Raw genomic sequence first — 15,395 nt, 5'->3', positions numbered from 1 at the left:
TCCTTAGAAATCGAAATCAGTGGTCAGGCCACGGCGCAACTGGAACCGGTGGCTCGCATAGTCTTCGTAGTGGCTCGTTTTGCCCACACGTTGACGCAGCTTCAGGAATACGTCCTGGTTGTTGAAGGCGTCCGCCGCCCGAGACAACAGGAATTTCAGTGGCAATTCGCGTTCCCGCGGGTTTTCCGAGGCAAAATCAAACACCAACTCGTGTGCGTCCGAAATCAGCGTCCCGTCCGCAGAGTAGATGCCAGCAAGAAGCTGTCTGGGCTGCCGTTTCTCGGACATCGGCTGTTCCTGGTAGAGCGTAATCGCAGTTTGGCCGGAGGAAATCAGATTACGACCGGATACGATGATCCGTACTTCCACTTGGTCGACATCCGCTTCTCGCTGCTTTCCAACGCGCAGAACCGGAATGATCACTTCCTGCAAGCTGGCGCCGCCATGGACAAACCTGCTCCCCGCGCCTTTTACACGAAGTCTGTTGATGGAATTGGGCACCAGGACATCGATTTCACCCGTCAGGCCGAGATCCTGCGAGGAGAACTTTTTCATGCCGGAGTTTTCTTTGAGGCCCCGACCAATCACAAACCGCCGGTTGCGCACAAGGATCTCATCGCCAGCTGGCTCCGCGACGGAAAAGTCGCTCTCATCCAAAGCGCGATGCTGATAGATGAAGCCGTGGTCCGCCGTAATCAAGATGTTCGAAAAATTCGCGGACGAGAGTTTTCGGACCAGCTTGGTTAGATCCTCGATTGCGCCTTCGGCAGCTTCCGGCAAACGATCTTCGGTTTGCAGCTTGTCACCAACTGCGTCGATACGGTTGTGATAGATATAGAGTGTATCGTGGTCTCTGAAGAGCTCTTTTCCTTCATCAGTTCGAAGCGCCATGAAATCTTCATTTTTCATTGCCTTCACGCGGTCCCCGTCACGACCCTTCGCGAGAATCTTTTGTCGATTGGCGGTGCCCTGCGTCGGTTCGCCAAAGGACAGGACTGTTCCTGAGCCATCGGGAACCAGACTCAGGTCCTTGTTGGGCAACAGCGCCGCCATGCCCAACTGCGTGTAACTCGGAAGCGAGGACAACATCGGCTTGAGTTCGGCATCGAAGCGGTTGAGCTTCCGGATTTCTCTCAGACATTCTTCCGCCACCTCGAACCGCAAGGCATCGGAGATGATCACAGCGACTTTCTGATCTCGGCGGCGAAACTCGGCGGCCTGATCCCTGTAGAAATCCCGTTGAGAGGGGTAGCCCTTGATCTTCCACTCCTTCAGCGGGGCAATCTGATCCTGCCACGCGTCGTTGACCGCCAACAGGAAGCTGGTGGAGTATCGATTTTCGACCAGGTCAAAGAGGTCGGCCAGCAGCGACGACTGGCCACTCTTTTGCATGTGGTAGACGAACTTTCGGTAGAACTGATCCAGTCTGAACCAGCTGGATACGTACTTTTTAACCCCTTCTTCCGGGCTCGTCATACCGAAGTTCGCAGTCGACAAAGCCTGCTGAAACTCGGTCGCGTATCCGATGGCTTGGTAGATGTCCTGGTATGTTGCATACCAATGGCTTTGCCGGCGCTGTCGGGTGATTTTCAGAACCTCTGCGCTGGTCACCGACTGCTCTGCCATGGCCGAAACCAGAGACCGGATGATATGACGGTCGATCTCCTCGAAATGATCAATCGTTCCCAGGGTTCGATAATCCCTGTCCAAAAGGTCTTCCGGAACCTTCAGCAAATCCTGGTAGCGCTGAGACAATGCCTCGAACGCATTGCTCCAAAGACGATTGTTTTTCCAGCGCCGAAACAGCAGCAAGGCTTCGGCATTCAACTTGCTATCCTCACCCAAGGCCCTGTGATACGCCGACTGGAACAACGTGATGGCAAAGTCCTCGAAATCCGGTGCGTCGGACTGATACCCGTAGGTGTTTGAAACTTCCTTCCAGAAGAAATCCGTCAAGCCCACCCGGTCCAGCAGCCGCAGGCCATCTTCCTTGCCCTCGGCCAGATCATCCAGCAGACGCTCGATCACCGTATCCAGTTCGCCTTCAGCACCAGTGCATACGGTCAGAATCTTTCGGCGCACGTCGTTGGTCGACTGTGAAGGCTTCTGCCTCTCAATCTCTTTCAGCCGATCCAATCTTTTCTGGGACCGATAGAACTCCAGATGCTCCCGGACTGCCGCATCGTATTGCCTCGGGATCCCGAGCTCGCTGACCCATATCGCAGCCTGATCCGCCTTGAAAACGGCTGTGGCCAGTTGCAGGTCCAGCAGCCAGTTGTCCTTCATCTCCGGCTCGGGTCCTTCCTTGAACACCAGGAACTTCTGCTTCGGCTCCTGCTTCAGGATCCGGTACTTCAGGCCGAATTCGTTGTTGGCGATCTCGACCTTTTCGACATCCGGCAACTCCACTGCCTCGAACGCCTCTCGCATGTCGCGGTCAGCGTCGTACCAGAAGACCAGCCTGTGCTCGTCGAAAAGCCGCTTCAAAGATGCGCCGATCCGGTCACTCATCAGCTCAGCCCCGTGATCTTTTTCAGCGCCGATCCGAACAGCGGGTAGTTGTGCTTCACCCCGTCATCCAGGTCGATCTCGATCTTCTGCTGAGCCAGCGGGAAGATCACGTCGCGCTCCCATTCGTTCAACTCGTCGATCTGCCTGGCCACCGTGGCCGCATCTCTTAGCGCCTTGGTGCGCTGGCCCTGCGTTGCGGTCGGGTCGTCGGCCAGCTTGTCCAACCGCTCGCGCTCGGCCTCCAGCTTCGAGATGAAGGCGCGCAGGTAATCATTCAGAACCACCGACACCGTGTCGGGCCGGTAGCGGTGCATGTAGATCAGCGCGTTGAACGTGCCCCTGGGGCTGGAGAACATCCAGTAGATCGGGCGCTTCTTGTAGCGCTTTACGTGGTCGGCGTAGAAATCCTTGGTGAAGTACTTGCGGATGTCCTTGCCAAGGCTGTCCTCGATGAACTTCAGGTTCTCGCGGAAATGCGCCTCGCCAAAGGTGGTGCGCAGGAACAGGCGGAAACGCTCGGTGATGTCGTCGGGGAACCAGTCCCCGTCAAGCACCGGGATGACGTTGTCCTCGTCGGGCATGAAGCTCGGCTCGGGCACGCGGGCGAGGTAGTCGGCCAGCGTCTCGCCCTGGTTGGCGAGGATCAGGCCGGGAGCGTCGAGGCCGTAGCGTCCAAACATGCAACCCACGGCATAGCTGAGGAACTCGGCCATGGTGTCGGCGCGCAGGCGGACTTCGCGGTCCTCCTCGGTGCCCTTCACGCCATAGCGATAGGCGGAGTTGCAGGTGAGGGTGATCTCCTCAATCGGCACCTCAGGGGTCAGCTCGTCTTGCAGACCATAGGCGTCGATGAAAATGCGGTTGTTCTCTTCCTCAAGGCGCTGCATCTCGTCCGTCATGGACTGCCAGTGGGTGCGGAGGTGGGCATAGCTGTCCTCCAGCGTCTCGCCGCGATGATCCGGAGCGAGCAGCGGGAGCGTGGTGAAATCCCAGGAGGTTTCGTAGGCGTCCCAGTCGGATTTAGAGAAGGCAATCAGCTGTTCGACTTTTCCAGCTTCCACAGGAAAATATGGTAGTGACCGAAAATTCCCAACCTTGAAATGCAAGGTTGGGTTCAGCATTGGTGCGGCAGCACCGGAAATTTTCGAGTTTAGCAAGCCAAGAAGATCGTTTTGTCTTTCAGACTCGGTAAGGAATCCAGCTGGGCTGCTACTATCGAAAAGGTATCCAGATGGCTTCAATCGTGCAGAATACCCGCCAGAGGTGATATCTGACCAGATTGCGGCGTCTCTGTTGAAGGCGGTTTGACCTTGAATTCCAGAATTGGATTGAGCCTTGATCTCTGCACCGTTATGAGCCCAAAGAATGACATACTCATAGTTGCCATGCCATTTCCGATACTCACCGCCTTTCAAATGATATACCCACTTAGGATTGCGGTCCGCAAATGGGCCGGTATCAGAGCTGTTCACCTCGAACCAATACCTAAGGAACCTTTCGTTATTTCCCGTTTTGACGCCTTCCGAAGCGGTTGAAACGTCGCCTAAAGGAATTGATCTTCTAAAAGTATCAATCCAGCTTGCACCAAGCCAATACACTACTGGTGTGCCAGGGACATTTAAGAAGTCATTGGATGACGCGCGGTAGAGAACTTCCGGGTTCTTCGACGCGATGCTTTCCTTAGCGACATTGGATTTTTCTTGCTCAGATCGACCAGAAACGAGACGCAAGAAGGTTCCTTTGCTGTCGGGGTCGCGAAACTTTGTAAATACAAAGGCAGTGGTTGAAACAACTTCTCCACCGATTGTGTCGAATCCTCTCGTCCCCAAATGTGCCATGCTACGAAGCGCATAGTTGTCAAGCAACTTAGTGCGCAGCTTTTCATAGGATGACAGGAACATCCAAGCCTGCATATTTATCATGCCCATAAAACCGCTTTCACGAGCCAGCCCCAAAGACCTCTCCATAAACATGGCAAATAAATCAGCCTTGCTGTCAGGATAGGTCTTCTTCGCAAATGCCTGCATCGAGCTATTCAAGCCACTACTGCCTGCATAAGGCGGGTTGGCCACTACCACGTGATACTTCGGCGACAGCGCTTCGGCCATGCGCAGCACGGAGACGACGCGCTCCTGCACCTCTTTCAGCAGCAGGTCGCCGCCGAAATCCCGCGCCTCGACCACCCGCAGCGTCTCTGCCGGATCGCGCAGCTTCGGCACGATCAGCGAGCCGAAGTTCTTCGCCTGCTCGAATTGCCCCAGCGTCTCGCGTAGCTCATCGGTGAACAGGTCCTTGCCCACCACAGCGGCGACGTCCTGCATCTCGGCATCGGTAAAGGTCACGTTCTGCAACACGCAGATGTCGGGTTTTGCCTCCATCCGCAAAAACCGCCGCCGTCCCAACCGCGCCGCCGCCTTCATCGCCAGCGCAAAAGCCGCCAGCGCCCCCGCGCGGTCGTCAATCTCTACCCCGGTCAGATTGTGGGTCAGGATCAATGCGGGGATTTCGGTCGGGTCGTATCCCTCTTCCTCGTAGATGGCGTAGAGCAGGTCGAAGGCATAGGTCAGCATGTGCCCCGACCCGCAGGCCGGATCGCAGATCTTGATCTCCTCGGGCTTGCCGATCTTGAGGAAATCCGTCTCGGGCTCTTCCGGCGCGATGTAGTAGTCCATCCGCTCGGCCAGCTTCGACCCCGGCCGATTGAGCAGCCACAGCCGCCCCAGCGAATTCTCGACCAGGTAGCGGACGATCCAGTGCGGGGTGAAAAGCTGCGTGGCGGCGGGGATGTTCTCGGCCGTGATCTTCTGGTTCTTCTTTAGCCCCGCGAAGACCTGATCTTTCTTCTCCGAGATGTAGAACTGGTAGAGCCAACCGATGATCTCGACATCCTGGCAGGCGTCCTCGGTCATCACCTTGCGCAGTTCGGCGAGGATGGAGGTCTGGGACAGCAGATCCTCGGGCATCAGCAGTTCAGTGTAGTCGTCGATTTCCTCGAACAGGAAGGGCATGTGCTTGTGCCAGCCGTTGCAGGCATGGACGAGCAGCAGGCGGTAGGCCTCGCCCTGCGGGTCGTTGGACGGCGTGCGCCCGTCGAGCAGGGATTGGATCGTCGCGGGGGCGCCGTCCGGCAAGTTACCTGCGGTTGCTTCTGCCAGGATCTCCGGCCGTGTCGCGCCCTCGGCCGGAGACACGACGCGCACCGTGTTGAGCCCGTTGGAATCCATGAACCGCAGCGCGGTAAACCGGTTGAACCAGGTGTAGGCGACCTGTTCGATCACCTGCTGGCGCCCGTCCCGCGTGATCGCCGCTTCCAGATCCTTGATGGCCTGCGGATGCTCTCGCCGCGCGGCACTGGCGGGATCAAGCACGAGATCGAGCTTTGAGGTGACTTGATCGATCAGAAGATTTCGGGCTGCCTGAGCGAACTTCTTGAGCGCGTTGGTATCCATTTACACGATCACTTTCTTGCCTGCCCGGATTTCCGCCAGCAGGGTCTTTTTCATTTCGTCGAGATAGAGGTCCACGTCCGCCTCTTCGGACAGGTAAGGCTTGGAATAGGAAACCTTGATCTCCCTGGCATTCACGTACTTGACCGGTGCCGGTTGCGGCGTGGGGTCACCGTTGAAGCCGTCATCGGTTGGTTGTGGCGCAGGCACTGGTTTGGACAGCCGCTCAATTTCCGCAAGCGCACTAGGCAACAAGTCTGATTGCACCCCTGTTTTGCGATCCCGAAGCACGGCGATCAGGGATACTGTTCCCAAGTCCGCCTTGTGATCTGTTATGCGTCGTTTGATCTGTGCCTGATGATCGGCGGGCAGCGCCTTGAATTCATCGAGCTGTTCGACCTTTTGCATGCAGTCATTCACGGCGGCCTCAACGGCTTTCCGCTCTTCCAGCAACCTGAGTTCGACCTTGTTTTTCAAGTCGTATAGATCGGATTTCAGATTCTGGATCGAAGAACCCTTGTAGCACTCCGGATCGGCCATTGCCGCGCGCAGCTTTTCACCAGCGGCCGCGTCGACATATGAGATGTTGGCGTCCTGACGGGTCAGGAAGTCGCGAACCTCATCGTAGATCTGCCGCTGCGCCCCGGCCATGAAACTGCGGATCTTGTCTAGGATATCTTCCTTGGCATCGAGAATGTCGTCTTCGTGTTTCGCGGGTTCGGTGATGAACCATGTTGCCGGCTTTCCGACCATCGCCTTCAGGCTTTCCAGGAAAGGGTCCAAAGCTGCCATGAAAGGATAGGTGGATTTCTGTCGAACAAAGCCCTCAACTTCGGCCACCAAATTCTCAAGGGATTGCGCCCATTCCGCCCCAAGAGCTCGGGCGTCGGACGCGTCCGCCGGGATATCAAAAAGCTCCTGGTAAAGATCCTTAGCCTTCCTGATTTGTGCAGCCGTGAACTCGGTCTGCGGTGTGAATAGGACGTTGGAAAGCTCCCGGTTGTTCTTCAGCATTGTTGCCAACGCACTGCCTTCGAGCACAGAACTATCGGAGCGTGCTTCGATCTTTCCCTTTGCGGACAGGCCGGCTGCAATACAGAGAACCGCAATCTCTGGCCAGCCATACGGTTTCGTTGTCCGCTGTTCGAGGAGGTATTTCGCGGAAACCTTTACCCCATTGCGAGCCTGAGCCTGGATGAAGTTGAGAACATCTTGCTCCGCCTCCCCCAATCCAGCTCCAGTGTCTCCGAAGAGCCCGCTTTCCGAATTCGCTGCCCTGTTCAAATCCGCTTCAGAATAGGTGACGTTCCGCAACATCGGCAGGTTGACGTAGACCTTGTCGACAAGAACTTGAAAAGCTTTCTGAATGCGTTCTTGGGGGTCCTCTCCTCCAATATCCAGTTCTTCGCCGCGAACGAACAGGCGCGCTTCGCCCATCAGTTTGCGGAGGCGCATCTCCAGATCCTTAAACCTGCGAGCGTTCTGCTCGCCCTTTTCGGTAATAATTCGGTCACGGCCAGGTTGCGGAGATCCGATCCTTGACTGACGAATGAATTTGTAAGTCTTCTTCCAGAGCGCCAAGTCCTGCGTAAAGCGAGCATCCGCCGGCATCACGACGGCCAGTTCCTCGCGCCCCAAGCTGTGCATTCGCACGGCCTCAGGGCTTTTCGCATCCGCGCTGACTGGGGAGATTAGATTGATCGACAGTTCGTGCTCTCGACCCAGCAGATGATCGTCGAGCTTTCGGCTGAACGGGTATTCATGGCCGGTTGAAAGATGCTTGATCTTGCGATGCCGCAAAACCGTATCAAAACCCAGCGTTTCGAGCTCCTTCGAGAGTTCGGACGGATCGACCGGAACGTTCTTGATCTCGTTTTCTACCTCCTTCTCTTCGTTTGTCAGAAACTCATACGCCTCACCATTTCGCTGAATAAGTGTATTGCGCTCAAGCGTGGACAAAGCCTCTTCAATTTTGCGGCGCAGATCGGTTTGATCGGCGTCGAACTTGGACAAGAGCAAGATGCCGATGTTGCGAACTGTCGGCTTGAACGGCTTGACGTATTTCACGAGGAACAGGCATTTGAGGATCCGGATCGCCAGTTCGTCATCGAGGTTGCGTTCGGCGATCTGGATCGATTGCTGGACTGAAGACTTCAACGCCGTCCTGATCCCTTCAAACATGAGATCGAAGGTCGCCAAGTCTCCGACAGGCTCATCCGCTAGTTTCTTGGCGACTTCCTGAAACACCCCCAACATGGAACGCTCGCCTACCGAGCTGTGCCGCCCCTCGAACGCGTTGTGCTCGGAAAGCCCTTGGATGGCGCTTTGGAAAAGGTCGTATTGATAGCCAGGGAACGGGTAGCTGGCGATGAAGTGGTCCCGCCCGCGGAAGTTCTTCAGCTTGATGGAGCCATCCGCAAAATCAAACAATGTCTTGAGGTTGTTCTCCTCTCGGTCATACAGGTTACCGAGCTGGACTTCCCCTGCCTCGGTTTTCGACAACAAGCGTTTCTGAATCACTTCGGCCACATCTGCCGAATTCAGTGGCATCCTGTTGCTGAACCGCGCCTGGATTTTGGAGAAGTCATTCTCCTGCTTGGTATTCATATCGCCAATCACGTCCGTGATCCCCTGCTGGGCGGTCACGATCACCCATGCCCGCCCTTTGCACTTGGTGTTCAGGCTCTCCGCGACTGTCTGCAAATTGGTCATAAGCTTGACGTTGTCAGCAACGTATTGCCCAACTTCGTCGACGAAGAAGTTAAGCCTGAAATTTGGCTCTTGTTTGTCGAGCCAGGCTTTGACCTGGTTGGCAAAATCCTCGATAGAAACACGGGTGTCCTTGCGGTACTGCCCCAGGATGTCCTTGCAAGACTCTGCGTCCGCCCCGGTGACTTCAGCAAAAGCCGCAGCAATGTTGCGAGCCTCCAGAATGGCTTCTTCTCGACCACGCTCCCACGGCTTGCCAGCTTTCGCTTGATAGGCAGCCCTGAAGGCTTCAAGCTGACCCCGTTCATCCATGTCGCGTTCGAACTGAGCAATATGCGGCTGCTTTCCGTAGTAGCCACAAGCCTCGTCGAAAACCTTCTGAAAGACAGCAAGCAGCGCGTCCACATCAGATTTCGAGATGACGTCCGCTTTCTGGTCGATATTGAAGAGAATAGAACGGGACGGAATGGATACCGCTTTGCGCAATGCGCCAGCCAGCATGGGCTCGCCGACCAGCTTCTCCTCGAAAATCTCCAGAGCGCGTTTTCCGTCCACTTCCCTGTTTTCAAGCAGAAGGGCCAGCATCTTCAGCAAGTGCGACTTGCCCGAACCGAAGAAGCCCGAAATCCAGACGCCGTTCGCGTTCTGGTAGTTGTTGTAGGCATCCAGGAACTGCTCCAGGCGCTGTCCGATTTCGCCAGTTATGACATACTCATCAAGTTCCACACGAAGGCTTGCTTCGTCATCGGCCTTGATCACGCCATCGATGGCGCGGTCGACTGGCTTTTCGAATATGTCTCGCAATACTGCGGTCATTGGCTCAGACCTCGTAGTTCAGGATGTTGAAGGCACGGTAGTACTTGTCGTCGTGAAGCGATCCGAAGAGATCCAAGGATGCTCCAGTCGCCAGCGCGTGCGTATAGCTACCGGGAAAGAAAAGAACGGTGGGCGCATCTTTTGCCGTACTCTGAAGATTGTTCAGGACGTTGTGAGACCGGATATAGGGGTAGACCTCGCCCACGCCGGACAGGAATAGGACGTCATGTTTCTTTGTCGCTATGGCTTCGGCAATTTTGGGGACCAGGTGCGCCTGGGGATCCAGGACACCTTGCAACAATTCCCGGATTTCCGCTTTGTCAGTCTCGGATTCGATTTCTAGAATCTGCTCCAAAATGCCGCGCTCTTGGAGTATTTCCAGGGACAGATCAAACAAACTGAGGTCCAGGACGCCCACACCGGCATTGGTCAACCGCACGACGAGGTCTTCCCGATCCCCCATCATCGACAGCCCTTCTTGCGCAGGGAAAGGACAGATGAAGAAGGGGACCTCGTTGCCCAACCCCTGTTTCTTGAGAAAACGCTCGCTTGAAACCACTCTGAACAGGTGCTCGGCCCGTTCTTTGCGGCTCATGATCTTGTCCATTCAGTCACCCAGTACTAGCCCCGGAAAGTACAGCAGCTCTTTCCAATTATTTTCTTGAATCATCGCCTTCAGACGAGGCGAAAAGTAGGCTGTCTGTATCTTGTCTTCGTCAGAGATTACGGCAGCTTCCCGCATCATGCGGAACATGATTTGCCGCAGCTTCATTCGTGTAGACTTGCTCAGATTGGCGAGACCTTCATTCCACTCAGCTTTTCCCTCGAAAAACGTGTCAAAAGTCTCCAGCGGCAGATCCAGCTGATATGACAAATATCGTTCGCGAATGACTTCGAGTGCGAACTCGCGCATAAACCTATAGGCCCGGCAGCACGCAAGCCAGAGAAGAGCTTGCTGGTCGGTTCTGTCAGCCCCATCGGTCAGGTATGCTCGCTCTTCATCTGACAGCGTCGAAACCCTGTTGACGATTTCCCGCAGCGTTCGTCGATTGGAGGCCTCTTTGGGGAGGCGCGTTTGCCCTTCCTCGACTGCGCGGTTCAAGGTCTGCTCCCAAGACTCTTCTTCGCGGTGCATCCGTGCCACCTCAACGCTTTCGTTGAGAAACAGACCACCCGTCGAGAATGACATCCGATACTCGTTGGCCTCTTCCACTCTCTCCCCCAAAGTTTGCAACCGTTATGAGCAACGAGGCGCCCAGTTTCAACCTGATACCGCCGCGCGGAACGATGATCTTCTGGTTGTCCTTGCTCGAACATTTGACGAATTGGCCAACTGTCTTCAACCTCCTACCCAATCACCAAGTCTGCGGTATGATGCCAAGTCACCACGATCCTGGCGCGCCAAGGATTCTGGCCTAATTCCTCGGCCGTACGATAGGATCAAGAACATCAAGCTCATGTAATTCAGATAAAAAATTCATCGCGATCTCGTCGACCGTGGGATCGCGATGCCAAGTGAGCCTGACCTTAATGAAATGCCCGTTTTTCCAGGACATTGCCAGTGACGTTGCCTTCCAACCAGTGTCATCCGTTATCCAGAATTGAAGCAAGAAGTTGCTCTTCTCCCGGCGCTCTCCCAATTTCAAAGCAGATGGGTTCTGTGACGTCAGGTCGTTGACAGCCTTGAGCCATTCACGATTCAGCTTTTCCTCTGTGCCCTGATTGCCGCTACCCGGATAGACGTAGATCGTTGCCTCCACTCCCGTCGCGCTGTAGGCAATCCCCACGCCCAGGTCCGGTCTGTCGTATTTGGTTGAGTAATCCACTGTGTGGTTGGGGTCGTACTTCAGCCAGCCTATTTCGCGCGGAAAGAAGAGGCTTGCCTGGGCTAAATTGTATCCAACAGGATGGCTCTCGAACCACGTTTCACGCGAGCCGAAACTCGATATGTCAAAGTAGTAGGCGGCCTTTTGGGTGGCCACTTTTTCGACGCCGAGGGTCTTCCGCTCGACGACATACTTCGCCAGACCCTCAACGTCTGTAGGACCAAGCCCGTCTCCCAATGTCCGCCAATATGTACCGGTGAGGACATTGTCGGGAGCATTGGCCCGAAGCATGGCAGCTTGTCCGTTGTGAATTCCCGCGATGGTCCAGAAAGCAACAGTATTCGGGGCCATCCTGTCTTGAAGTTCGATCACGATGGGGCGTGCGCGTGTTCCAGCTTCCATTGTCCCCGATATAGGCAGGTCGTAGCCCCAATCAGCCAGAAATCGATTTCCGATGTCGTTTTCTTGGTTCATGTTTTCCGTATCCGCACCTGCTGCAAGTGCCGCGACGGCAGCGCAGATCGCGGCGAGACCGACGGCCAAGATGTTCCAGGTCATTACTTTTTTCTAACCACATTTTCTCTTTTGTTGTCCTAGATCGAACTCTTTTCATCTCCCCCCTGCAAACAGAAGAGATGAGTTCATTGGCGGTATGACGGTTGAGCCCGGCAAGATTGCACTTGAACTTTCCAACCCGCTAGCTGGGCTTCGTAGAACGAGGAAGCTTGCGCTTTTTTGACTAAATTTTGCGAATTATTGCCAGAAAAGATCCAGCTGACAAGACGTCGGCCTATTCCCTTAAGCCTGCAATCGCTGCTGATTGCTTTTGGGCGTTTGGTCCACGACACCTTCTCCTACTAGCTTTGTCTCGAATCCCCAGTACTCTCCCATGCAAAGCTTTTTCGTTTTTGCGAACGAACTCGCTGTTCAGCGAAACGCGGATGAACAGAAGAGCGCAAATCATCGCAGTGAAACCTCAGTTTAACCTCCAACTGGTAGTCTGAAAGCACCACCAGAAAAGAGGACAGACAATGTCACATGATCGAGCAGCAACACTTGCGACCTCAGTTGAAACCTTGGCCAGCTTGGCCGTTGGCCACAAACAGAATTCCGGCATCGCAGCCCGCGATGTCTTGATGTTCTGCGTTGAACCGACGTGGTATCCGTTCGACCCAGGTTCCCTGATGTCGCTGGACACGGAACACGCAAATTGCGCAATCGACGTCATGCGCTACGTGCTGACAACCCGACACAGTATCCGGGCCTTCCTGAGCGACGATGTTTTTGCGGAACTGCACGCAGAATGGACACAGTCACGGCGCACAATCGCGGCCTGAACTGGAAGTCCATTGAAAGCGATCAACCTTTTGCGAGCTACGCGCTGTTTGCGGCTTGAACCGGTTCCTTCTTGACCTTCCAAAGCCGCTTCCTTAAGTTGATCAGCCCGAGAGGAATTCAATCCATGCGCTTTTCGGCATCAAAATCTGAATACGTGCGGTTCGCCCTCGCGAACTCGATATCGCGCAGCTGATCCAGTTGGCGCCGCGTCTCGCGGCTTGCCCGGTTGCCTTCAGATTGATGCCGAAAAGGACACGCGATGACCCGTGTTGAAAAGAATTCCACTGCACGTTTTCCAGAACTCAACGAACTCTTTACTAATGCCCTCGAATACTTGGACCAGAACGCTCGCTGGCCGGAACTCACGGAAACCGAGCCAAACGGCGAGGGTCCCTGTGCGATCTGGCAGTCGATTTCCGGGCAATATGATGTGGCATCGGTTGCCGCACTGATGCGGCTGTTCGGAACACTGCCATCGGATCCAGACGAACTCGTGGAATCGATCTATCACCCATTCGCGGTAACCGTGATCGAAACAGGAAACGCGGCTTGGGTTGCTCCGACCCAAGAAGCATTGAACAGGGGGCTACTGCCGGCAATTCGCAACCAGCACAAGTACCTGCCGAAGTTTCAGGCGGTGTCTCCGGAAGCCCGTTCACCATCGAAGAAACGCTCCGCGCGCGAGGACTTTGCGCAGGACGTAATTGAGCGGTTGGCCAAGAGGGAGCCAGTCATTTTCGTCATCGACCGGATGGAAGCTTTTCCAGATGTAGCCAAGCCATCCGTTTCCAACTGGAAATCGTTGGCTTCGTTGACCTGGCCCATGATCAAAAAACTCCATGAGATTCTGCATGGAGACCAGGAAGTACGTGGCGATGTTGTCGGTCGACCCGAGCCTGCTGACAGCAGCCATTTGTCTACTCTGAAACCGGATGGCTTGGCTCTGGCGGCACGTCGGCCGAGATTTTCCGATGCGGTTTCCACAATCAAGAACGCTACAACCCAGACCTCTTCAAAGCCCCGAGGCAATGCCCTAAAGGCCGTCAAAGGCCTGGGTGACTCCCGCCTCCATCTGGAACAGCTTTCGGCAGACATGGCAAATTGGGCGACCGGCGATCTCCAGTGGTCGGAGATCCCGCGGGGCGTTCTGCTTTATGGTCCTCCGGGGACTGGAAAGACCTTCACGACCAGCAAACTCGCAGAGCAGACAGGCTTCCATTTTGTCGCCACGAGCTACGCGGACTGGCAGAAGCGCGGGCATCTGGGCGACTTCATCAAAGCGATGGCCAAGTCATTCGAGGATGCTCGCGACAATGCGCCCAGCCTGCTCTTCATCGACGAAATCGATAGTTTCGGTGATCGCGAAACCGCATCGGGTGACAATGCGGGTTATGTCCGCGCCGCTGCAAACGCGCTCCTTGAGCAGCTCGATGGCGCCCGGACGACCCAGGGCGTTTTGGTCGTCGGAGCCTGCAATAGCTTTGACAAGCTTGATTCCGCGTTGATCCGGTCCGGTCGATTTGATCTCAAGATCGAGATGAAGTTGCCGGACAAGGCAGCCTTCTCTGAAATCCTGAAAAGCTTGGCTGGCGATGCGGTGTCTAATGAGGCAATCCGCCAGGTATCCGCCCACCTGGTCGGATACAGCGGTGCGGACGCGGCCGCCGTTGTTCGCCAGGCCAGAAGTTTGTCGCGACGGCATAACCGAGGACTAACAGATCAGGATATCCTGATGACAGCCAAGCTTTTTGCGCCCGCTTCCTCTCCGGATGATTTGCAAAGGGCGGCCATTCACGAAGCCGGGCACGTCATTGTCGGCCACGCCCTGGGACGGGGCGTACCCGTCCGCGCGGAAATCACCGCTCAGGGCGGATCCGTGGAATTTGCCTCAAAAAGTCACTATCCGACAGCCCCCGAGCTGGAAGCGATGATTTCGACGGCTCTGGCGGGCCGGGTTGCCGAAAGTGCTTTCCTGAATTCGGTTTCGTCAGGGGCCGGTGGGAACGAAACCAGCGATCTGGCCAGGGCAACTCTGCTGGCCGTGCAAATGGAAACCCAATTTGGGTTTGGCGCGCAGCGCTTGCTTTGGCGTCCTATCGAAATCGGTGAGCTGAATTCTCTACTCGCTGATCCGGCTGTCTTGAAGAAAGTGAATATTCGACTGGAACGAGCCGAGCAGGTTGCAAAGGTCGCAATTCTGCAACGGCGGCAGGAGGTCACGGCCGTGGCGGCAGCCTTGTTGGAGCATCGGCAACTGGGCCTGAAGGAACTGGAAGCTATTCTGGCTCCAGCGGCCCGTCGGCAAGGCCCCGAGTCTTCCAGTCAGACCTCGCCTGATCGAGACATGACGCCGCCGTTGCCAGATGCGCGCGCATCGTAGCAGAGCGTTGTCAGCGCCCAATCCGAGGCCGGAAGAACAACATCAGGCTGCGCTTAGCACGAAGGCGTTGTGCCGCAGGCATGAGATAAGCGATGCTACGTTTTTCAAATAGCGAAGGAATGGATGGCGCTTATAGCCAGTCTCCTCAGTGGTGTGCTTCTTCAAAACCACTGCTGAGACGAGGTTAAGGCTATCCGCTGCACCAATCGAGCGCTGCCCGTTTGACCAAAACCTCTTAACAACTTTTCTTCCCAACCTACTATGGCACCGAATTAACTTGCGGCGGAATCCTGAAGTGGCAGGGAGCCGACAACTGGAATGCCACTACATCGCACCAGACAAACCAATGCAATACGGCTCCGTGGCGCG

8 protein-coding genes are annotated in these 15,395 nt (G+C 55.5%); 2 read left to right on the top strand and 6 right to left on the bottom strand.

The annotated features are described in order from the left end of the window. Positions 1-3 precede the first annotated feature (3 nt). The 6 genes from pglZ to ACR0FC_RS08030 form a co-directional block, all read right to left on the bottom strand. A complete protein-coding gene (pglZ, locus tag ACR0FC_RS08055) occupies positions 4-2,511 on the bottom strand; it encodes a BREX-1 system phosphatase PglZ type A (RefSeq protein ID WP_170339702.1) in 2,508 nt (835 codons plus the stop codon). Next, a complete protein-coding gene (gene pglX / locus ACR0FC_RS08050; protein ID WP_170339700.1) occupies positions 2,511-5,960 on the bottom strand; it encodes a BREX-1 system adenine-specific DNA-methyltransferase PglX in 3,450 nt (1,149 codons plus the stop codon). The genes pglZ and pglX overlap by 1 nt, the downstream gene beginning before the upstream one ends. Next, positions 5,961-9,482, bottom strand: coding sequence for a BREX system P-loop protein BrxC (gene brxC / locus ACR0FC_RS08045; RefSeq protein ID WP_170339699.1), 3,522 nt, complete (start codon positions 9,480-9,482; stop codon positions 5,961-5,963). Between the two features lie 4 nt (positions 9,483-9,486). Next, positions 9,487-10,089, bottom strand: coding sequence for a DUF1788 domain-containing protein (locus tag ACR0FC_RS08040; RefSeq protein ID WP_170339698.1), 603 nt, complete (start codon positions 10,087-10,089; stop codon positions 9,487-9,489). Further along, on the bottom strand, positions 10,090-10,695 hold the full coding sequence (locus ACR0FC_RS08035; protein WP_367646647.1) for a DUF1819 family protein: 606 nt from the start codon (positions 10,693-10,695) through the stop codon (positions 10,090-10,092). 202 nt (positions 10,696-10,897) lie between these two features. After that, positions 10,898-11,866: a hypothetical protein gene (locus tag ACR0FC_RS08030; RefSeq protein ID WP_170339696.1), complete on the bottom strand. Its 969-nt coding sequence runs from the start codon at positions 11,864-11,866 to the stop codon at positions 10,898-10,900. Positions 11,867-12,339: 473 nt separating this feature from the next. Between ACR0FC_RS08030 and ACR0FC_RS08025 the strand changes: the two genes are divergently transcribed. Both ACR0FC_RS08025 and ACR0FC_RS08020 read left to right on the top strand, forming a co-directional pair. Then, entirely contained in the window at positions 12,340-12,645 is a 306-nt protein-coding gene (locus ACR0FC_RS08025; RefSeq protein ID WP_170339694.1) for a hypothetical protein, read from the top strand. 260 nt (positions 12,646-12,905) lie between these two features. Beyond that, positions 12,906-15,026, top strand: a complete 2,121-nt coding sequence (locus ACR0FC_RS08020; RefSeq protein ID WP_170339692.1) for an AAA family ATPase — start codon at positions 12,906-12,908, stop codon at positions 15,024-15,026. Positions 15,027-15,395 lie beyond the last annotated feature (369 nt).

Source organism: Ruegeria sp. BB9 (assembly GCF_056539345.1).
Note: the sequence above shows the minus strand (reverse complement) of the source record. Positions and strands in the feature narration are given on the sequence as shown.